The sequence below is a fragment of the Chitinophaga solisilvae genome (genome assembly GCF_009928525.1).
GTDB lineage: Bacteria > Bacteroidota > Bacteroidia > Chitinophagales > Chitinophagaceae > Chitinophaga > Chitinophaga solisilvae.
This window is the reverse complement of record NZ_JAABOK010000006.1, coordinates 222,240-243,410: the sequence shown is the minus strand read 5'-3', so window position 1 is coordinate 243,410 and position 21,171 is coordinate 222,240. Positions and strand designations below refer to the sequence as shown.

The following is a 21,171-nucleotide window of genomic DNA, read 5'->3' as shown; positions in this document are numbered from 1 at the left end:
CGTTTTTTTTTCAGCATCCCCTGCTACCGGCGCTCTCCCTGATAGCCGCGCTGCAACTGCTCTCCATACTGCCCCAGCACCCGCCATACCTTCTCAAAATCTTCGAGCACCTGTTTATTAATACCATCTGCCCCTTCTATCTCCGTATTGGTCAGCAACAACATACCAAACTTCTTCGCCGGATTAAAATAGAAAAAGGAAGAGACTCCCCCATCGCCACCGGTATGCCCGATAATGCCGGACTTTTTGATGGCATAGAATATTCCCGAATTAGGGTTGGCAGGGTCTGTGTCCCGCGGTGTATTATCAGCTGAAAATACAGGCTGCATTAAAGTTGCACAGGCAGCAGGAGATAAAACCGCTGACTTCCCGAAGTATCCGGAGATATTCTCCTTCAGCAGCAAGGCCAGCTCATGCCCGGATGTAATAAGGCCGCCATCCGGATAACATACGGACCCATACGCCGGATACCTTTGCCGGCTGCCTGTATACAAAGCTGCATATAAAGCAATGTCCGCAAGATCACGCGTCCACGAAGTATGCTTCATCCCCAGCGGCAGGAATATATTTTTCTTCGTATAGGCGGCAAAACTCTCGCCTGCCTTGTATTCTACCAGTAACGCCGCCAGGTCCGCTCCTATATTGGAATAACTGTACGCCTTGCCGGGTGCATATTTCCCAAAGTTGCTCCTGTGATAGAAAGCTCCCCGCGGACTCAGATAATCTCTGAGAAAGCCTGCCAGCGTTGTATCTGCAGGAGGAAGGGCGGCGCCATAACCCTTGGCTTTCATGTATTGGTATACCGGATTCCCCGCAGGCTCCGGCGGATAGAAAAAATAGGTCTTTCTGTACATGTCAGGATTATCCCTGATACCGGAAGTATGCGTTGCCAGATGCAGCACGGTTACCGGCACCTGCGGCTGCCCCGGATGGGTTACCGTAAACGGCAGGATGCTGTTAATCTCCGTACCCGGTGTCAGTAACTGCTGATCAGTTGCCTTCATGACTGCCATGCCTATCAGCAGCTTGCTGACAGAAGCAACCGGCTGCAACGTTTGCAGCGTATATGGTTTTTTATTCTCAATATCTGCATAGCCAAAGGCCCGCTCGTACAGGATGGTATCAGCATTCACAATAGCAGTCACAAATCCGGGGAAGGCGGAATGCTGAAACTGTTCTTCCAGTTTAATAGTAAGTGAATCCTGAAGCGCCTGGGCAAATACGCCGGCCGGCAACAGCAGCATCGTTATAACAGTCTGTATTACTTTCAAACAGGGGTAAGAGGAATGGTATCGGGCCATATCAATATTTTAACTGAAAGTAAACAATTCTCATTTTTTCAGTGCCGGTAAACAGCAAATCCCTGTTATAAACACCGTATTTTTTCCTTCAATCGGATGCAACTTTCCATGTTCCTTTTTTCTTTTACTACTGTTAAAATGTGGCATTATTATTTCATAGAAAGTTGTTATAAAACTTCCATTTATGAACCGCTTATCCTCCCTTCTCATCAGCGCCAGCCTGATGTTTCCCGCCATCTCCTTCTGCCAGCAATCACCTTCTGTCATCCCATCAGGAACAAGCCGTGCAAAGGCTGAATCCCAGCTCTCGAAAGGCTACACCACACCTTCCGGCTGGACCATCCGTGAGGGCGACAAGCTCAGATTAGGACGCGGTACCATGCCCGACAAATCGTTTGCTTTCATCTACCAGCGGTCAACAAAAAACGAACATGCTCCCAGCAGCATGGCCGGAAAGTCTGTCAGGATCAGAGCCCTGAAGGCTTTCGGCAAAAAGAAAACAGGATACACCATTATTGCCAAGGTAGATGTAGGCAGAATTGTTAACTATTGGGTAGAAATAGACAACGCTATCCATGACGGCGAAATTCTGCCACCGGCCGAATTGTCCGCCGCCGATAATGCCTCCATGACGAATGAGGCCGGGAAAAAGAAAATGATAAAATAACCGCTGTCTGCAGCATTAAAGCAAGACCCGCCACAACCGCGGGTCTTGCTTTTTTTTATTCTTTCCCGTTTTAACAATTTCGTAATACCCGCTTAACAGACAGCTAATAATAAAAGGGGAATTTAGCAGTAACCCCGCAGGATTCAGACTTTCTTATTACGGAAACCTTATTTTACTATTGTTTGTGCCGTTATGTTGACTGGAAGGAAGGCTTATACCTTCCTTTTTTTATTCCCTATCTTTACTTAATTTTTTGAAAGAAGATTATGGGAACATCAATCACCTGTCCGAGTTGTAAGCATCAATTTGTCATGGAAGATGCTTTTGCTGCAGATATAGAAAAAGAAATGCGGGGTAAAATGGAATCTGAATGGCGCAGGCGCCTGGATGCATTACAGGCTGAAAAAAACACCCTGCTTTCAGAAAAAAATAAAATGGTTCAGGAACGCCAGCAGATAGATATGCTCCGGCAGCAGCAGGAAGAAGAAATCGCGCGCCGCGTACAGGCAGAGAAAAAAACGCTGCACGATACCCTGTCTGAAGACCTCCGTAAAACCATTTCCGCTGATTTCGACAACCAGCTGGCCCTGCTCCGCGAAGCCAACGAAGAACAGGAAACCAAGCTGAAAGAAGCCCGTCTGCAGGAACTGGAATTTCTGCGCAAGGAACAGGATCTTAAAAATAAAGAACAGGAACTGGAAATAGACCTGCAGAAAAAACTGCTGGAAGCCCGCTCAGAACTGTCCGAAAAGATCAGAAAAGAAGAGGCAGAGCGTAACAGCCTCAAGGAAACCGAGCACCAGATGCGCCTCCGCGAACTGGAAAAACAGCTGGAAGACCAGCGCCGCCTCGCAGAAGAAATGAAACGCCGCGCCGAACAAGGCTCTTCCCAGCTACATGGCGAAATACAGGAACTGGTACTGGAAGAAATGCTCCGCAGCACCTTCCCGTTTGACGAGGTAACTCCCGTGGGTAAAGGCATCCGCGGGGCAGACTGTATTCAGCTGATCCGTAATTCCGTAGGCCAGGAATGCGGCCGCATCATCTATGAAAGCAAACGTACCAAGGAATTTGTGCGCGACTGGGTGGAAAAACTAAAAGCCGATATGCGCAGCCAGGGCGTGGATGTAGCCATCCTCGTTACCCAGACCATGCCAAAAGATATGGAGCGCTTCGGAGAAAAGGAAGGCATCTGGATCTGTACCTTCGCAGAGGTGAAGGCACTCGCACACGTATTACGCGACGGCATCATCAAAATAGCCGGCAGCGTCCGCACGCAGGAAAACAAAGGAGACAAAATGCATATGCTCTATGCATACCTTACCAGCAGCGAGTTTGCCGAACAATGGAAAGCCATCCGCGAAGGTTTCATGGCCATGAAAATATCCATTCAGCGGGAACGCGATGCCATGGAAAAATTATGGAAGGCACGCGAAAAACAACTGGAAAAAGTATTGCTCAACGCCGCTCATATCAAAGGCTCCATCGAAGGCATTGCCGGCAGCGACTCCGTTGACCTGAAGCTGCTGGAAGATGCCGCCGATGAAATACTTGAATAATACCAACGATACCGATTAAATAAACTGAATGTTCCATTAAACCTGACAAACATCAAGTTGTCTTATTATTTTTTAAAACCTATGAAAAACCAGCATCATCAAGTGTACGATACTATTATTTTTGACCTGGGCGCCGTGCTGATTGATTGGAACCCACGCTATCTGTATAATAAATTCTTTGCTACCGAAGCAGAAGCTGCACACTTTCTGCAACATGTTTGTACGGCAGACTGGAATGAAGAACAGGATGCCGGCAGAAGCCTTCAGGAAGGCACAGAACTGCTGATTACCCAACATCCGGAATATGAAGCCGCTATCCGCGCCTTCTATGGCCGCTGGAAAGAAATGCTGGCCGGAGAAATCAGCGCTTCTGTAGAAATACTCCGGACACTGAAAAACAGCGGCCGGTATAAACTATATGCTCTCACCAACTGGTCCAACGAAACATTTCCGCTGGCGCTGGTAGAATTCCCCTTTCTTCAATGGTTTGACGGCCTCGTGGTATCCGGCCGTGAAAAACAACGCAAGCCTTATCATTCCTTTTACCAGCTGCTGCTGGATCGCTACCAGGTAAATCCGGATACAGCGGTTTTTGTTGATGATAACCTGCGCAATGTGAAGGCAGCAGAAGAATGCGGTATCAGCAGTATTCATTACCTGCACCCCGACCAGTTAAAAGATGAATTAGCAAAGAAAAATATATTAAGTTAATCATCTCTGTTATTTATTGTCTTTGTTAGCCGGGTGTTCATTTTATGAATACCTTAACATATCTATGCTAAACCTCCGGTAACATCTTGCTATCTAAAGCGTTAAACAGTAAAGAAAACGGAAACTTTTTTTCCTGCAGCCGCGTGCCAGCCGGCAGATTTTCATGACACGCATTCCGCTGTTAACCTTTTCTTTTCGCTGTGACCATTTTTAAAATTAATACGCTAGGATATGAAAAGAACATTGTATTTACTAGGCACGGTTGCCGCTCTGATGGCAATCACTTTCAGCAGCTGTCGTAAAGACCCGTTAAAAGATATGACGGAAGAAGAATCCAGGATTTATATCACCAACCACGACAGCCAGGCTAACTTCACCTCCTATAACACCTTCAGTATAGTAGATTCAGTAGCTGTATTCGCCGGTGGCAGCGATGCCGCAAAGAAAGCACTGACTACCTACGACAAACAGCTGATATCAGCTGTAACCACACAGCTGCAACAGAGAGGTTACACGCTCGTCAGCAAATCAGCCAAGCCTGACCTGGCAGTGAACCTTACCCGCATTGATAACTCCTACACCAACATCTCCTGGAATCCGGGATGGTGGGGCGGCGCCGGCTACTGGGACCCTGGTTACTGGGGATTTCCCGGCGGCGGCTGGGGTTGGTACTGGCCTTCCTACTACACCGTATACCAGGTCAGAGACAAACAAACTGCTATCGACGTATTTGATCTGAAAAATCCGAAAGGCGACAAGTTCACCGCCGTATGGAATGCCCTCTGGCGCGGCTCCGGCGTGTGGGATACCGGTAATGTAAACAGTATGGTACAGGCATCCTTCGACCAGTCTGCCTATCTGACCAGGAATAAATAACGTTGATTTTGAAAATTTTAAATTGATAGAAAGATGAAAAAGATAAAAAACTGGCTGTTGATTTTTGCGGGATGTATTGCTGCACAGGCGGTTTCAGCTCAAAGTCGCCCACCATTATCCGTTGATATCAATTATTCCATAGCTCAACCGCTCGGCTCTCTGAAAGATTACAGCAATAAAACCAGCTTCCATGGCTGGACTGCCGGGTTACAATATATGCTGAACGATAACCTGTCTGTAGGGTTGCGCAGCGGCTACCAGGACTTCTACGAAAGAGTACCGCGCGCTGTATACCCTGATAAACAAGGCGACGTATCTGCGGTGCAGTCACGCACCTTGCAGGTAATACCTATTCAGGCTACCATCGGCTATGCTTTCACCAAAGCCAGCAGCCCGGTGATTCCCTATGCCAACCTGGGCATCGGCGCAGCCAGCATGAATTACGAAAAATACTGGGGACAGTTCGTGGAGAAGAATAACAGCTGGCAGTTTATGGTAAGCCCGGAAGTGGGTATCAACGTGCCTTTCGGGGCATACTCACCGGTGATGTTCAACGCCAATGTACGCTACAACTATGCACCGTATAAATATAATGAGATTACCAGTTTCAATTCAATACAGGGAAGCATCGGTTTGAAATTCCACCTGAATTGACAAGACTTTATCCATATTCATGAAAGAGGAAAATGTGAGGATGTCATCCCGCGTTGTGTACACAACGCGGGATTTTTTTATTCCATATATTTTCTGAATCCGTTACTACAGGCTTCGCTGATAGTACCATTCGCCGCTTTATAGATGTAGAGAGCTTCCAGGTCATATTCCGGATGCTGCGCGATAAACTGCAGCCCTTTTTCAACGCCCATTAATATCAGCGGATTATCAAATGCATCCGCCGTAAAGCAATCCCTTGCAATCACGGTGACGCTGATGATGTGGTTGTGCAGCGCCATGCCGGTAACCGGATCAATGGTATGCGCGAAACGGGTACGTCCCTGATCAAAAAAACGGCGGTAGTTGCCACTGGTGGCAATCCCTTTGTCGGGCAGCTGTACCAGGCCCTGGATGGGCTCATAGGCGGTATCCCCCGGTGCAGGCCGTTCAATGCCTATCCGCCAGGTTTTATGCTGCTGATTCATTCCTTTGGCACACAGCTCTCCGCCTACGTCTACGAGGTAATTGCGGATCCCCTGCCGCTCCAGGAACTTCCCCAGCACATCTACCGTGTACCCCTGTGCAATACCATTGCAATCTATCTCTGTATGTTTTTTAATAGCAGTAAGCCGGTTGCCGTTTATCTTCAGATAACGGTAACCCACATACGACAATGCCTTCCGGATACTGTCCTGCGGCGGTATTCCCTTAAATGATGGCTTTGTAACCCCAAATCCCCAGAGGTATACCAGCGGCTTGACGGTTATATCAAAAATACCCCGTGTAGCCTTCGACGTTAGAACGGCTTTTTCCACTACTGCTTTCATATGTTCATCCATCTGTACGCTGCCGGTAGCATTGAAGATGTTGATAAGAGAACCCGGCCTGTAAAGCGACAGGGATTTGTCTATCACCTCAAACAGAGAATCTATACGTGGTTGCAGGGAAGTAGTATCAGCAGATAAATATTTGACAATATAATAGGTACCCTGCGCCTTACCTTCGCAGGCCACCAACCGCAATGGCGGCGCCTCCTGGGCTGTCAGCCGCAATGTAAGCAGCAGGCAGGCCAGTAACTGAAAAAATCTCATTATTATTTTCTCCGGGAATTATTTAAACGCATCAAGTCCGGTAACATCCATACCTGTAATGAGCAGATGTACTTCGTGCGTGCCTTCATAGGTGAGTACGCTTTCCAGGTTCATCATATGTCTCATAACGGGGAATTCGCCGGTGATACCCATACCACCTAATATAGAACGTGCATCCCTGGCGATTTTGGTCGCTATCTCGCAGGAATTTCGTTTAGCCATGGATATTTGTGCCGGTGTGGCCTTGCCTTCATTTTTCAATACGCCCAGCCGCCAGTTGAGCAGCTGTGCCTTGGTGATTTCTGTTATCATCTCTGCCAGCTTCTTTTGCGTCAGCTGGAAACCGGCAATCGGGCGGCCAAACTGCACACGTTCTTTTGCGTAGCGCAATGCAGTATCATAACAATCCATGGCAGCGCCTACAACACCCCAGGCAATACCATAACGGGCGGATGACAGGCAGGTTAAAGGTCCTTTCAGCCCTTTCACTTCCGGGAAAATATTTTCCTTCGGTACGCGTACATTATCGAATACGAGTTCGCCGGTAGCGCTGGCACGCAGGCTCCATTTACCTTTTGTTTCCGGAGTGCTGAAACCTTCCATACCGCGCTCCACGATGAGGCCACGGATATCGCCGGATTCATCCTTGGCCCATACTACGGCAACATCCGCAAAAGGTGCATTGGATATCCACATTTTGGCGCCGTTCAGGATAACATGGTCGCCATCTTCCCGGAAGTTGGTAATCATACCGGCAGGATTGGAACCATGATCCGGTTCCGTAAGCCCGAAGCATCCCATCCATTCGCCACTGGCCAGTTTGGGCAGGTATTTGCGTTTCTGAGCCTCGCTGCCGAACGTATAAATAGGGAACATGACCAGGGAACCCTGTACCGAGGCAGTTGATCGGATACCGCTATCTCCCCGCTCCAGCTCCTGCATCATCAGGCCATAGGAAATATAGTCCAATCCGGCCCCGCCATATTCTGCGGGAATAGTGGGTCCGAAACAGCCCAGCTGTCCCAGGCCGGAAATAATCTGCGAAGGAAAAGCTGCGCGCTGGCAATAATCTTCAATGATGGGAGAAATTTCTTTCTTTACCCATTGTCTGACGGAATCGCGAATTAACAGGTGTTCTTCCGTTAACAAACCATCTACAGCAAAGTAATCAGGGGACTGGAACAAATCTTTTAACATCTACTCGTTATTTAATTCTCAATATAAAGAATTCAGGAATTTACGGATTTTTTGATTTACCAATTTTGGAATTTTATCCTGCCGGAATGATATCCGGGAAAATCATCGCTGCCCGATAAAATCGTAAAATCCGTCAATCACAAAATCCGCAAATCAGATTTGTAATCGCAAATGATTAACACCCTAATTGCTAAGTACTTGGTATATTAGCTGCAAATTCGAGCACTATGACAAGCAAAGTAGTTCCTGCGCTGCTGCTGCTGGGATTTCTGGTTGTTGTGATTGTTTCCTTTCACCCCCCGATGAAGAATGCTGCACTGTCCGTATTACAATCCCGGAAAAATACAGCCCCCCAACACATCAAATGTTACTGGATGGTATTACTGAAAAAAGGCCTCCACCGCGATCAGCCTGCAGCGGAAGCAGAGAAAATCCAACAGGATCACATGAAGAATATAAATTACCTGGCGAAGTCCGGGAAACTGATCCTGGCCGGACCTTTCGGTAATGAAGGAGAGCTGCGTGGCATATTTATCCTGAACTGTAAAGACAGCCTGGAGGCTGCAAACCTGGCTGCGGAGGATCCCGCCGTAAAAGCAGGCCGGTTAAATTTCGAAATACTCCCCTGGTGGACAGAGAAGAACTGCCTGTTCAATTGATTTTGGGATTTAGGAATTTAGGAATTTTGAGATTTATTAAATGCAGCGAAGATTTTCGCGGAAAGCTTCGCTGCATTTAATAAATCTCAAAATTCCTAAATTTCAAAATCCGTAAATGACACTTAAATTTCGGATGACACCATTTGGCTCAGATAGGTTGCCATCTCCTGCTGGTATTGGAGGGCGGCGTTGCGGGCGTCTGTGGCGAAGTCTTCACCGTTGCCTGCGTAGATGATGGCGCGGCTGGCATTTACCAGCAGGCCGCAATCTTTGTTCATTGCCTGGGTGGATATTTCCTGGAGGCTGCCACCCTGGGCGCCTACTCCCGGTACCAGGAAGAAATGATCCGGTACCATTTTACGGATATACCCCAGCTGAGAGGATTGGGTAGCGCCTACCACAAACATCAGGTTATCCGGTGTACCCCATTCCATGGCGGATTTCATCACCTTTTCGAATAAAAACTCGTCGCCGGTCTGCTGCAGCTGAAAATCCTGGCTGCCCTCGTTGGAAGTAAGTCCCAGCAGGATCGTCCATTTTTCAGGGAATTGCAGGAAAGGCAGCACGCTGTCTTTACCCATATACGGCGCAACCGTAACGGAATCAAAGTTATACGTATCAAAGAAAGTCTTTGCGTATTGGGTAGAGGTATTGCCGATATCACCGCGTTTCGCGTCTGCAATGGTAAAGATGCCGGAAGGAATATACTCTACCGTGCGTTGCAGGCTTTCCCATCCGCGGATGCCCATGCATTCGTAGAAAGCCGTATTAATTTTATATGCTACGCAAAGATCTTTGGTAGCGTCAATAATCGCCTTGTTAAAGGCAAACACCGGATCTGCATGAGACAGCAGGTGTTTCGGAATCTTCGTAATGTCTGTATCCAATCCTACACAGAGGTAAGATTGCTTTTCCTTAATTAGATTCACCAGTTCCTGTCGATTCATAGTCGGTTAATTTGGGGCGCAAAGTTAAGTAAAACTTAAGCATTGCCGCAGTTTTAAAACATATATTATGATTACTTGTAATTCTACTCTAAAAATTCGTTGTGGTTGTTTTATGAGTTACCGACAATCTCATCGGGGAATGACTTGAATAAAGATAAGGAAAATTAATTACGAATGACGAATTATGAATGGCGAATAAGGAGCGGAAACCAACGCGGAGAAATTCGCTAAAAGGGGCTACGGCAGAGAGAATTTAGTTATTTGAGATTTGTTTATCTGAGATTTATTTTTAATCAGGATCCCTTCCAACAGTCAGGCGGGTATTTTGATTAAACGCAAATCTCAAATAACCAAATCTCAAATAACCAAATCATAAAATTACACGACGATGTCCACTATTTTGGTGGGGGCAATGTTGGCATTACGCATAGCAATGCTTCTGGCAGTGGCGCCGGCTACGTCGAGGAATGCCTTGCGGGTAACTTTATCGTCGCTCGCCATGGCAGGCACCCCTGCATCGCCGCCTTCACGGATGCTCTGTACCAACGGAATCTGACCCAGGAATGGAATTTCCAGGTCTTCCGCCAGCTTCTTACCGCCTTCTTTACCGAAGATGTAGTATTTGTTATCCGGTAATTCTGCCGGGGTGAAGTAGGCCATATTTTCTACCAGTCCGAGAATGGGTACATTAATCTGCTGACCATTGAACATGGCGATACCTTTGGAGGCATCCGCCAATGCCACATCCTGCGGTGTGGTAACAATCACCGCGCCGGTAACGGGAACTGTCTGCACCAATGTCAGGTGAATATCGCCGGTGCCGGGAGGCATATCAATAACCAGGTAATCCAGCTCATCCCAGTACACATCGGTGATAAACTGGCGCAGTGCGCTGCTGGCCATAGGTCCGCGCCATACAACTGCCTGTCTTTCATCTATCAGCAATCCGATAGACATCACCTTGATGCCATATTTCTCCATTGGCTGAATCATGCCTTTGCCGTTCACGTTCACCATCATAGGTCTTTCGCCGCGGAGGCCGAACATAATAGGAACGGACGGACCGTAAATATCTGCATCCATCAGGCCTACCCGGGCGCCATCGCGGCCCAGGGCCAGGGCCAGATTGGCCGCCACCGTGGATTTACCCACACCGCCTTTACCGGAGGCCACCACGATAATATTTTTCACGCCGGACAACACTCCCTGGCCATCCTTACGTTTGGTGCTCACATTGGCCGTCATCACCACTTCCACCTGCGCCTCCCTGCTGACCATCATATGGATCGCATTGATACAGGCATTTCTGATCAGGTCCTTCAGCGGACAGGCCGGTGTTGTCAATACAACGGTAAACTTCACTTTATTGCCGTCAATCTCTATATCTTTCACCATGTTCAACGTCACCAGATCCTTCCCCAGATCAGGCTCTTCTACGTTGCTCAGGGCTTGTAAAATCTGCTCTTTCGTCATCATAAATTGTTGTTAAAATTTGAATCCAGACTGCAAAGTTAACCCAATTGGAGGTTAATTTACAATTTCTCGTTTCAGCCATTTACTGTGACGGAATATGTAATTTAAATTTCTATATCTTAGGGCCGGCATGCATCACAAAAGATCCTACATACTGTCACTTATACTGGTTTTCCTTTTATCTCCTTTCCTGCTGAAAGCCCAGATTTCGGAATTCCGGGACAGCGTTATCCAGATTTCAGGCGTAACCATGACGGCAGACAGCCTGCGGGCCATTCCTGCAGTAAGTATTGTTGTCAGAGGACAGGGCCGCGGAACCATTTCCAATAACGCCGGCGTATTTTCCATTGTGGTATTCAAGGGCGATACGCTGACATTCAGTGCTGTAGGATTTAAACGCAAAGACTATAAAATACCGCCCACCCTGAAAGGAAATAATTTTTCACTGATACAGCTGATGGTGGAAGATACCACTTACCTGCCGGTAACCATCATCAAACCGTATATGTCCAGACAGGAATTTGAACGCGCATTCGCCAGCATGGACATTCCGGACGATGCCTATGAAGTGGCCAGAAAAAATACAGAGAATGCCAGGCTACGCGCCATGGCCCGTTATACCCCGGTAGACGGCGCTGAGGGAACCGGTATGTATCTCAACAAACAGGCGCAATCCCTGTATTATGCGGGCCAGCCGCCACCGCAGAACATCTTCAACCCGCTCGCCTGGGCCCAGTTTATCCAGGCCTGGAAACGGGGAGATTTTAAGAGAAAAGACGACTATTAAATAGAAATTACGAATTACGAATTGCGAATTGCGAATGAGGAGCGAAGATATGTGTGGATGATTTTTTTATTCGCTGATATTTTCGCTCCTCATTCGTAATTCGCAATTTGTAATTCGTAATTATAATTGTGCACCAAAAAATAAAACCTTCTTTATGCAGAGAGTTGCGGTTATCGGCGCAGGAACTATGGGGAATGGTATTGCCCATGTATTTGCCCAGAACGGACATGCAGTAAACCTGGTGGATGTATCGGCAGCAGCGCTGGAAAAAGCCTTGCAGACCATCAGCAAAAATCTTGACAGACAGGTAGCCAAAGGCACTATCACAGAAGCGGATAAAACGCAGACGCTTGCCAACATCACCTTACAGCCGGAAATGGCTGCCGGCGTGAAAGATGTGGCGCTGGTAGTGGAAGCCGCTACTGAAAATGTAGCCCTCAAACTGAAAATCTTCCAGGACCTGGATCAACACGCCAATCCGGAAACAATCCTGGCTACCAACACATCTTCCATCTCCATCACTAAAATAGCGGCAGTTACCAAACGTCCGGAAAAAGTGATAGGTATGCATTTCATGAATCCTGTACCTGTCATGAAACTGGTGGAAATCATCAACGGATATGCCACCGATAGAGCAGTAACAGATACGATTGTTACACTGTCTGCCAACCTCGGCAAAGTACCCTGTGTAGTAAACGATTATCCCGGATTTATTGCCAACCGTATTCTTATGCCGATGATCAATGAAGCTATCTGCTCTTTGTTTGAAGGCGTTGCCGGTGTGGAAGAAATTGATACCGTGATGAAGCTCGGAATGGCACATCCGATGGGCCCCTTACAGCTGGCGGATTTCATCGGACTGGATGTATGCCTCTCCATACTCAACGTATTACATGATGGCTTCGGCAATCCTAAATACGCGCCATGCCCGCTGCTGGTAAATATGGTGACGGCCGGATACCTGGGCATCAAAAGCGGGGAAGGGTTTTACAAATACGCTGCCGGCAGTAAAGACCTGGTAGTGAGTACCCGGTTTAAATAATTTTCTGAGAAGATATAAAGTCCGGTGCTCTCCGGAGCCCGGACTTTTGCCACTATGCTGACTTGTTCAATACCGGACATTACCGGCCTGTAAACGGACATCTCTTTCCACTAATCTCTTTATAACTATCACATTATCAATATTGTAGTATCTGGCACATTCTTTATAATCAATTGTTATCACCGGAAATTTTACTACCATGTTAAAACGTTATAAAGCTACTTTCATCACTATAGCCGTTATGGCAACGATGTTAATGTTGCTGAAGCGGGAAGGGTTAAAAGATAAGAGCGCCGGCGCACTGCAATCGCCTTTTATCTGCCTGGAACTGATTATGGATTTTCATCTGCAGCTGAACGGATCTGCTAAACCCTGTGCTACTTCACCGGTTTTATCTCCAGGCCGTGGATGTCCTTCAAACGCAGCAGGCACAGCTCCTCTCCGCTCTTCGGCACTCCTATGTCCATAGCGCAGAACAACTGCAGCTCCTGCGAAAGCACGGTACAATTATTTTGCTTCACCACTATCATCACATCATTCATAATCGTATAGTCGAAACTGAGATGATACCTGGCTTCAATATTCTTCTGTATGGCGGGCACCAGCTGTAATACCATACTGGCACTCATTTTATAGGCATTGATTAATCCCGGCACCCCCAATAGTGTTCCCCCGAAATAACGCACGACCACTACCAGTACATCTGTCAGCTGCTTACTGTCTATCTGCCCCAGGATAGGTTTCCCGGCTGATCCGGAGGGTTCTCCGTCATCATTGGCGCGAAACTGCATGCCATCTGTTCCCAGGCGGTAAGCATAGCAATGGTGTGTTGCTTTGGGATGTTCCTTCTTAACTTCCAGCAGGCATTCTTTCACGGCCTCCGTGGATTTAACGGGGAAAGCATATGCCAGGAATTTGCTGCCTCTGTCCTTGAACTCTGCTACAGCGGTTTTATCAATCGTAAAATAAACCTCCATCTATATAATTTAGAAAACCAAATACTACTGTTTACGACGGTAAAAATCGATACGGTCGCCATTCAGGCTGATGCGCTGTTCCGGTACAGCGTCTGTCAGCACCGGCGCCGGCTGGCCGCCGGGGAGTGTAACCGTTCCCGTTATCACGCGCGCTTCATCCCACAGGCCGGCTTCCAGGAATCGCTGCAATACATAGGGGCCGCCTTCCACCATTATGCTCTGGATCTGGCGGTGATGCAGGCGTTCCATCAGCTGCGGCAGGAGATCCTGGCGGAAATCCAGCTGCATGGTTTCTGTGAACCCGCTGGTATCCGTGGCTTCCGCTGTGATAAAGATGGTGGGTATGCTACCATCCCAGAGATGGTGTGTCCGTGGTACCGATAATGTTCTGTCTATCACCAGGCGAACCGGGTCTTTGCCTGTCCACAGGCGGTTGTTAAGCCGGGGATTGTCCGTGATAGCCGTGCGGGTGCCCACCAGGATACTCATTTCTTCGCTGCGCCAGCGGTGCACGAGGCGGTCGCTCCAGGCGTTGGAAAGGCGCACTGGCGCCCCATCGCTGCCCGCCATCAACCCGTTGCTGCTCTGCGCCCACTTCAGCAGAATATAAGGGCGCTTCTTTTCATGAAAAGTAAAAAAGCGCCTGTTCAGATCTCTGCAGGCAGCTTCCAGCATACCTGTATGTACTTTCACACCGGCCTTTTCCAGCTTTTCTATGCCTTTGCCTGCTACCGCAGAAAAAGTATCCACACAGCCGATGACCACTTCCGGAATTTTCCGCGCTACAATAAGATCTGCGCAGGGTGGAGTTTTGCCATGATGCGCACAAGGTTCCAGGCTAACGTACATGGTGGCACGCGCAATCAATGACTCATCTTCCGGATGCACGCTGTTAACACAGTTCACTTCGGCATGCGCCTGCCCGTACTGCCGGTGATAGCCTTCACCGATGATACGGTCCTGGTGTACCAGCACTGCTCCCACCATCGGGTTGGGCGCTGCCTGCGCATGGCCCATAGCTGCCAGCTCCAGGCATCGCTTCATAAAAATTTCACGGTTTGTGCTATTCATAATCCCCTGCTATGTAATATTTTTGCCAAAAGTACGTTTTTAGCCGACGGAAAATGTCATCTTCCCCAGGTTTGCATTTTTCCGGCCACCATTATTAAATTATCAATTTTGACAATACAAACAGCCTTTACCTATATTACAGGTGCTATAGGCGATTTATACGATGCGCGCGAAGCGGCTAACATAGCCCATATCGTACTGGAACATATTACCGGTATGAACAAACTGGACCGCCTCGTCCATAAAGCAAAATTGCTGACCCCAGACCAGAACACACAGCTGAAAGCAGCCATAGAAGCCCTGCAACGGCTGGAACCTGTACAATATATCACCGGTATCGGCTGGTTTTACGGGATGGAACTGCTCGTTAATCATCATGTGCTCATCCCTCGGCCGGAGACGGAAGAACTGGTGGAATGGATTGTACAGGATGCGGGCCACAGGCCGTCTTTACATATACTCGACATCGGTACAGGCAGCGGTTGTATTCCGCTGGCATTGAAAAAATCGCTGCCCCCGGCACAGGTATCCGCTGTGGACGTAAGCCCGGATGCGCTGGAAGTGGCTTCCGGCAATGCTTCGCGGTTACGCCTGGATGTAAGCTTTCAACTGATGGATGCCCTGAATCCGCAACAGATGGCTACCCTCCCCACCTTCGATATCATCGTCAGCAATCCTCCCTACATCACGCAAAGCGAGAAAAGCACCATGCAACAACAGGTTTGGGGCTTCGAACCGTCTCTCGCCCTCTTCGTTCCCGACCAGGACGCCCTGCTCTTCTACCGCCACATCACACAGTTTGCCGCTACCAGACTCTCCGCCGGCGGCGCTCTCTATTTTGAAATCAATGAATCACTGGGCAAAGAAGTAGTAGCGCTGATGGAAAACAACGGGTTTAAAGAAGTGCTGCTGAAGCAGGATATGTTTGGGAAAGATAGAATGGTGAAGGGGAAGATTTGATTAATTACGAATTGCGAATTGCGAATTACGAATGTAGAAGCGAAGAGCTAAACGAAGATTATCAGGGATATTTATTAAACATCACCTTTAATCTTCGTTTAGCTCTTCGCTTCTACATTCGTAATTCGCAATTCGTAATTCGCAATTATTTCTTCGCCGTTGCCAGTACCACCTTCGCCCCCAGCTCCTTCGCCACTTCCATCACATTCACTACTTCTTCTACGGGAACGGTTTTCTGGGCGTTGATAACGATCGTGGGATCGATCTTTTCATTGCCGATGGCCGGCGCCAGCGCTTGTTTCAGTCCTTCGAAAGGAACTTTGGTGGTGCCTACAAAAAATTCGTGTTTATCGTTGATGCTTACTACTACGGTTTGTTTGGCCTTTGTATTACTCTGTGCTTTCGGCAACATCAGCTTGATGACGTTGGGATTGGCCAGCGTAGATACAATGAGGAAGAACAACAGCAGGATGAACAGGATATCGTTCAACGCTGAGTTGTGCATTTCCACATGTCGTTTATTTCGCCTGCGTAAATTCATTATTCCTGGTTTTAGCGGGTAGGCTCCTGCAGTATGTCGGTGAATTCTGCAGCAGCGCCTTCCATCTTGTTAACAACTTTATCTATCTGTGCATTTAAAAAGCTGTAGCCGATAAATGCTACGATACCGATAATCAGACCTGTGGCAGATGTGATCATCTTCACGTAGATACCACCGGCGATGGTGCCCAGCGTAATATCAGAAGTAATGGAGATGTTGAAGAATGTCTGGATCATACCGGCAATAGTACCCAGAAACCCGAACATAGGCGCGATACCGGCGATGATGGAAAGTATCACCAGGTTCTTTTCCATCCGGTAAATTTCCAGTTTACCTACATTTTCCATTGATTTCTCGATGGAATCTATCGGCTTGCCGATACGCTGAATACCTTTATCGATCATGCGGGCAATAGGTCCCTGCGTATTCTTGGCCAGCGAGCGGGCGGACTGAATATTCCCGGAGGTGATCTGATCGCGGATCATCGGCATAAAATTATCTTCCAGCCGGCCGGCTTTTGAAATCGTAATATATCTTTCTACAAATACATAAACCGCCAACAGGGAAAGGATGCCTAATGGAATCATCAGCACGCCTCCTTTCATCAGCATATCAATCAGGTGTATCTGCTGCTGCGCGGCGGCGGTGGCGGAAACGCCCTGTGCCACCGTATCTGCCTTGGGAAGTAATAACGAATCCTGTAGTAATGTAATAAGCCCTAATATCATGATGGATTTTCTTCTATTAACGGTTAAAATAGTAAATAATTACGAATTATGCCTTTTCCTCCCAAACCTGTGCCAGATATACAATCGTCTGCACCGCTTTTTGCATATCCTGGATGCTCACATATTCATGTTTGCTGTGCAGGGCCATTTCGCCGGTGAAGATATTAGGGCAGGGCAGGCCCATAAAGGAAAGGCGGGAACCGTCTGTACCACCGCGGATACTCATTTTAAGCGGCTGTATACCGGCGCGGCGGATGGCTTCCGCGGCATTGGCAGTCACCTGTGGGTACTGATCCAGCACCTCCTTCATATTGCGGTATTGTTCCGTTACCTTGAGCGTGGCTTTGGCGCCTGGGTGGCGCTCCAATACCTTGTCCATGGTGCGGCGCAGGAAATTTTCATGCGCTTCCAGGCTGCTGGTATCGAAATCACGGATAATAAAGTCTATTTCTGTTTTTTCCACGGTGCCGGATATACGAACGGGATGCACAAAGCCGTCGCGGTCTTCGGTAGTTTCCGGGGAGAGGCTGTCTTTCGGTAACGCATCTACGATTTCGCCGGCTATTTTGATGGCGCTGACCAGCTTATCCTTGGCCGATCCCGGGTGTGCGCTGATACCGTATACGGTGATGCGGGCGCCGTCGGCGGAAAAGTTTTCATCTTCCAGGGAGCCCAGCTCGCCACCATCCATTGTGTAGCCGAATTGTGCGGCCAGCTTCTCCATATTTACCTTTTCCACTCCGCGGCCTACCTCTTCATCGGGCGTGAACAGGATGCGGATAGCACCGTGTTTTATCTCGGGATGCGTCATCAGGAAGTTGGCAGCATCCATGATCTCTGCTACGCCGGCTTTATCGTCTGCTCCCAGCAGTGTGGTACCGCTGGCAGTAATAATGTCGTCTCCCTTTTTGCTGGCCAGGTAAGGATGTTCCTTCGCGCGGATGATTACATTTTTATCATCCGGCAGCATAATATCTCCCCCGTCATAGTTACGGTGTATAATAGGTTTTACACCAGTGCCGCTGCTGTCTGAAGAAGTATCTACATGTGAACAGAAGCAGATGACCGGTACTGTTTTATCGGTATTGGCCGGAATGGTAGCATAAACATAGCCATGCTCGTCCATTTCAGCATCGGTAATGCCCATTTCCTGCAGTTCCTGTACGAGCAGGCGCGACAGGTCTTTCTGCTTTTCAGTTGTCGGAAAGCTGGTGCTTTGCGGATCAGATTGGGTATCTATCTGCGCATAACGGATGAAGCGCGTATCTACGGTGTATGGATATTTTGTAAACATATTGCAAACGTAAGGAAAAAACCGGTGTCCCTTCCTGCCGTACATTTTTCTGTTTTACCATTTCCCACAATAGCTCAAAAAGTAATTTATTCTTCTAAAATGATATTTTTTAAGACAAAAATCTAAATTTCAAGCAGATGATCGAACAAATATTTAATATTAATAGGTTTGCTACGAACAAAAACCTTCCCGGACATGATTACCAACATCCCCGGCTACCCGCGCATCGGCATCCAGCGGGAATTGAAGAAAGCCTGTGAAAACTATTGGACAGGGAAACTCTCCCTCGAAAGACTTGAACTAACGGCAAGGCAGCTACGAAAACAGCACTGGGACATACTGCAGCAGCAGGGTATTGACCTGATTCCTTCCAATGATTTTTCCTTTTATGACCAGATGCTGGATATGAGCCTGGCACTGGGCGTTATACCTGCCCGCTTCCGGCCGTTGCAGCAATCCTTTGCCAATCCGGCCTGCCTGGAACTCTACTTCGCCATGGCCCGCGGTTACCAGAAAAACGGTTTTGATATCACCGCACTGGAAATGACAAAATGGTTCGACACCAACTATCATTACCTGGTGCCTGAATTTGACCATAGCAGCGGATTTGAGATACTCTCCCGGAAATGTGTCCACGAATTTAAAGAGGCCCTGCAACTGGGGATTACTACCAAACCCGTACTGATAGGACTGGTGACCTATATCCTGTGTGGCAAAATAAAATCCGCCGGACTTACCAGGGAACAGCTCCTGCAACAGCTGCTGCCGCCTTATATTCAGCTGCTGCAGGAACTGCAGCAGGCAGGCGCCGGTTGGATACAACTCGATGAACCCTGCCTCGTTACCGACCTGGAACCCGCTGCCACAGCGCTGTACGAACAGGCGTACCACGCCATCCGCACTGCGCTGCCTGAACTGAAAATATTGCTGACCACCTATTTCGGCGGACTGGAAGATAATATCAGCCTGGCGACCTCGCTGCCGGCTGATGCGCTGCATATAGACCTGGTACGTGCACCGGAACAGCTGAACAGTGTGCTGGAAACACTTCCGGCGCATATGCACCTATCGCTCGGCGTAGTAGACGGCCGCAACATCTGGAAAAATGATTTCGCCAATTCCGTTGACATGCTCCGGCAGGCCATCGCGGCTATCGGCGAAAACCGCATCATGATCGGTACGTCCTGCTCACTGCTGCACACGCCTTACGACCTCGGCGAAGAAACACAACTGGATGCGGAAATCAGACAGTGGATGGCCTTTGCCAGGCAGAAAGTGCAGGAGGTAGCAGCGCTGCGCAGCATCCTGCAAGGCGACACCACCCTGCTGGACGAAAACAGCCGGGTGATGAACAGCCGGAAATCCGCGCCCGGCATACATATTCCAGCAGTGCAAGAACGTATGCAGCAGATTTCAGCTGCCGACACTACCAGGCAACAGCCATTCTCCGTACGCCAGCGGTTACAGCAGGAGCGCCTGCAGCTGCCGTTGTTTCCTACCACTACCATCGGCTCATTCCCGCAGACGGTAGAAATACGCCAGCTGCGATCCAACCTGAAAAAGGGACATATCACCGCCACTGAATATGATAATGATATACGCAACGCTATCCGTGAAGCTATTCACCTGCAGGAAGCACTGGGGCTGGATGTACTTGTCCACGGTGAGTTTGAACGGAACGACATGGTAGAATATTTCGGAGAACAATTACAGGGCTTCATATTCACGCAAAATGGCTGGGTACAGAGCTACGGCACCCGTTGCGTGAAACCGCCTGTTATCTACGGGGACATACAACGTCCGCATCCGATGACAGTTAACTGGAGCAGCTATGCGCAGTCGCTCACCGAAAAACCGGTGAAAGGCATGCTCACCGGCCCTGTTACCATTCTGCAATGGTCCTTTGTCAGAAACGACCAACCACGTATGGATACAGCCTTTCAGCTGGCGCTGGCTATCCGCGATGAGGTAAAAGACCTGGAAGATGCCGGCATTGTGGTGATACAGGTAGATGAACCTGCATTACGCGAAGGATTACCACTACGGAAAGCACAGCATGAAACATACCTGGACCAGGCGGTAAAAGCCTTCCGGCTGGCAGTATCTAACGTTAAAGACACTACGCAGATACATACACACATGTGTTATGCTGAATTCAATGATATCATTGCACATATTGCTGCTATGGATGCAGATGTGATTACAATTGAAACATCGCGGTCCCAGATGGAGCTGCTGGAAGCCTTTGCCAGCTTCAGCTATCCTAATGAGATAGGTCCGGGTGTATATGATATTCACTCTCCCCGTGTACCTGATGTTACTGAAATGGAAAAGCTGCTGGACAAGGCAGCCACGCTGCTACCTGCGCGCAATATCTGGGTGAATCCTGACTGCGGTCTGAAAACCAGGAAGTGGCCGGAAACAGAAACAGCGCTGCGTAACATGGTCATGGCTGCCAAAGAAGCCAGGTGTCACCGCTAAAAGAAATTAAAGTTGACCTTGAAAAATCCGGATCCGGAAAAGTAGGAAGAAAGAAGGAAAGAAAGAAAGAAAAAACAAAAGACAGAAAAGAAGAAGATCATTCACCGTACAGGATCCGGTCATTTGAGATCTGGTCGTTTTGTTCCGGCAGGCAC

General features: G+C 48.4%; 20 protein-coding genes. 10 read left to right on the top strand and 10 right to left on the bottom strand.

Features of this window, described 5'->3' with window-relative positions:
* Positions 1-23 precede the first annotated feature (23 nt).
* Positions 24-1,301 carry a serine hydrolase domain-containing protein gene (locus GWG06_RS14355; protein WP_160713967.1) on the bottom strand — a complete coding sequence of 426 codons (1,278 nt, stop codon included), beginning with the start codon at positions 1,299-1,301 and terminating at the stop codon, positions 24-26.
* Between the two features lie 184 nt (positions 1,302-1,485).
* Between GWG06_RS14355 and GWG06_RS14350 the strand changes: the two genes are divergently transcribed.
* The 5 genes from GWG06_RS14350 to GWG06_RS14330 all read left to right on the top strand — a co-directional run bounded on the left by GWG06_RS14350 (position 1,486) and on the right by GWG06_RS14330 (position 5,768).
* Positions 1,486-1,968 carry a hypothetical protein gene (locus tag GWG06_RS14350; RefSeq protein WP_160713965.1) on the top strand — a complete coding sequence of 161 codons (483 nt, stop codon included), beginning with the start codon at positions 1,486-1,488 and terminating at the stop codon, positions 1,966-1,968.
* A 311-nt stretch (positions 1,969-2,279) separates the two neighbouring features.
* Complete coding sequence (locus tag GWG06_RS14345; protein ID WP_235938349.1) at positions 2,280-3,527, top strand: DUF2130 domain-containing protein; 1,248 nt, start codon at positions 2,280-2,282, stop codon at positions 3,525-3,527.
* A gap of 81 nt (positions 3,528-3,608) precedes the next feature.
* Positions 3,609-4,238 (top strand): HAD family hydrolase, encoded by a 630-nt coding sequence (locus GWG06_RS14340; protein WP_127036027.1) that lies wholly within the window; start codon positions 3,609-3,611, stop codon positions 4,236-4,238.
* A 231-nt stretch (positions 4,239-4,469) separates the two neighbouring features.
* Positions 4,470-5,114, top strand: a complete 645-nt coding sequence (locus tag GWG06_RS14335; RefSeq protein ID WP_127036025.1) for a DUF4136 domain-containing protein — start codon at positions 4,470-4,472, stop codon at positions 5,112-5,114.
* Positions 5,115-5,147: 33 nt separating this feature from the next.
* Complete coding sequence (locus tag GWG06_RS14330) at positions 5,148-5,768, top strand: outer membrane beta-barrel protein (protein WP_160713963.1); 621 nt, start codon at positions 5,148-5,150, stop codon at positions 5,766-5,768.
* A gap of 77 nt (positions 5,769-5,845) precedes the next feature.
* Here GWG06_RS14330 and GWG06_RS14325 read toward each other — a convergent pair whose 3' ends face one another.
* Positions 5,846-6,859, bottom strand: coding sequence for an FAD:protein FMN transferase (locus GWG06_RS14325; RefSeq protein WP_160713962.1), 1,014 nt, complete (start codon positions 6,857-6,859; stop codon positions 5,846-5,848).
* Positions 6,860-6,877: 18 nt separating this feature from the next.
* Complete coding sequence (locus GWG06_RS14320) at positions 6,878-8,056, bottom strand: acyl-CoA dehydrogenase family protein (RefSeq protein WP_127036019.1); 1,179 nt, start codon at positions 8,054-8,056, stop codon at positions 6,878-6,880.
* Positions 8,057-8,283: 227 nt separating this feature from the next.
* On the opposite strand from GWG06_RS14320, the gene GWG06_RS14315 reads away from it, so the two are divergent.
* Complete coding sequence (locus tag GWG06_RS14315) at positions 8,284-8,715, top strand: YciI family protein (RefSeq protein WP_127036017.1); 432 nt, start codon at positions 8,284-8,286, stop codon at positions 8,713-8,715.
* A 122-nt stretch (positions 8,716-8,837) separates the two neighbouring features.
* On the opposite strand, the gene pyrF is transcribed toward GWG06_RS14315, so the two are convergent.
* Both pyrF and GWG06_RS14305 read right to left on the bottom strand, forming a co-directional pair.
* On the bottom strand, positions 8,838-9,662 hold the full coding sequence (gene pyrF / locus GWG06_RS14310; protein ID WP_127036015.1) for an orotidine-5'-phosphate decarboxylase: 825 nt from the start codon (positions 9,660-9,662) through the stop codon (positions 8,838-8,840).
* A gap of 378 nt (positions 9,663-10,040) precedes the next feature.
* Positions 10,041-11,138, bottom strand: a complete 1,098-nt coding sequence (locus GWG06_RS14305; protein WP_127036013.1) for an Mrp/NBP35 family ATP-binding protein — start codon at positions 11,136-11,138, stop codon at positions 10,041-10,043.
* A 127-nt stretch (positions 11,139-11,265) separates the two neighbouring features.
* Between GWG06_RS14305 and GWG06_RS14300 the strand changes: the two genes are divergently transcribed.
* Both GWG06_RS14300 and GWG06_RS14295 read left to right on the top strand, forming a co-directional pair.
* On the top strand, positions 11,266-11,922 hold the full coding sequence (locus GWG06_RS14300; protein WP_127036011.1) for a carboxypeptidase-like regulatory domain-containing protein: 657 nt from the start codon (positions 11,266-11,268) through the stop codon (positions 11,920-11,922).
* 154 nt (positions 11,923-12,076) lie between these two features.
* Positions 12,077-12,964 carry a 3-hydroxyacyl-CoA dehydrogenase family protein gene (locus GWG06_RS14295; RefSeq protein ID WP_160713960.1) on the top strand — a complete coding sequence of 296 codons (888 nt, stop codon included), beginning with the start codon at positions 12,077-12,079 and terminating at the stop codon, positions 12,962-12,964.
* A 377-nt stretch (positions 12,965-13,341) separates the two neighbouring features.
* Here GWG06_RS14295 and GWG06_RS14290 read toward each other — a convergent pair whose 3' ends face one another.
* Together GWG06_RS14290 and ribD are read right to left on the bottom strand one after the other, a co-directional pair.
* Positions 13,342-13,941 carry an IMPACT family protein gene (locus tag GWG06_RS14290; RefSeq protein WP_160713958.1) on the bottom strand — a complete coding sequence of 200 codons (600 nt, stop codon included), beginning with the start codon at positions 13,939-13,941 and terminating at the stop codon, positions 13,342-13,344.
* Between the two features lie 24 nt (positions 13,942-13,965).
* Positions 13,966-15,012, bottom strand: a complete 1,047-nt coding sequence (ribD, locus tag GWG06_RS14285) for a bifunctional diaminohydroxyphosphoribosylaminopyrimidine deaminase/5-amino-6-(5-phosphoribosylamino)uracil reductase RibD (RefSeq protein ID WP_160713956.1) — start codon at positions 15,010-15,012, stop codon at positions 13,966-13,968.
* 108 nt (positions 15,013-15,120) lie between these two features.
* On the opposite strand from ribD, the gene prmC reads away from it, so the two are divergent.
* The gene (prmC, locus tag GWG06_RS14280) at positions 15,121-15,972 is read left to right on the top strand and encodes a peptide chain release factor N(5)-glutamine methyltransferase (protein WP_202183023.1); all 852 of its coding nucleotides are present in this window, start codon (positions 15,121-15,123) and stop codon (positions 15,970-15,972) included.
* 145 nt (positions 15,973-16,117) lie between these two features.
* On the opposite strand, the gene GWG06_RS14275 is transcribed toward prmC, so the two are convergent.
* The 3 genes from GWG06_RS14275 to pepT are packed head-to-tail and all read right to left on the bottom strand — an operon-like array spanning position 16,118 to position 18,535.
* Positions 16,118-16,513 (bottom strand): biopolymer transporter ExbD, encoded by a 396-nt coding sequence (locus tag GWG06_RS14275; protein ID WP_127036001.1) that lies wholly within the window; start codon positions 16,511-16,513, stop codon positions 16,118-16,120.
* An 11-nt stretch (positions 16,514-16,524) separates the two neighbouring features.
* Entirely contained in the window at positions 16,525-17,241 is a 717-nt protein-coding gene (locus GWG06_RS14270; protein WP_127035999.1) for a MotA/TolQ/ExbB proton channel family protein, read from the bottom strand.
* A 46-nt stretch (positions 17,242-17,287) separates the two neighbouring features.
* The gene (gene pepT, locus GWG06_RS14265; RefSeq protein WP_160713952.1) at positions 17,288-18,535 is read right to left on the bottom strand and encodes a peptidase T; all 1,248 of its coding nucleotides are present in this window, start codon (positions 18,533-18,535) and stop codon (positions 17,288-17,290) included.
* A gap of 195 nt (positions 18,536-18,730) precedes the next feature.
* Here pepT and metE point away from each other — a divergent pair, with 195 nt between their 5' ends.
* Positions 18,731-21,016, top strand: a complete 2,286-nt coding sequence (metE, locus tag GWG06_RS14260; RefSeq protein ID WP_160714278.1) for a 5-methyltetrahydropteroyltriglutamate--homocysteine S-methyltransferase — start codon at positions 18,731-18,733, stop codon at positions 21,014-21,016.
* Positions 21,017-21,171: the final 155 nt, after the last annotated feature.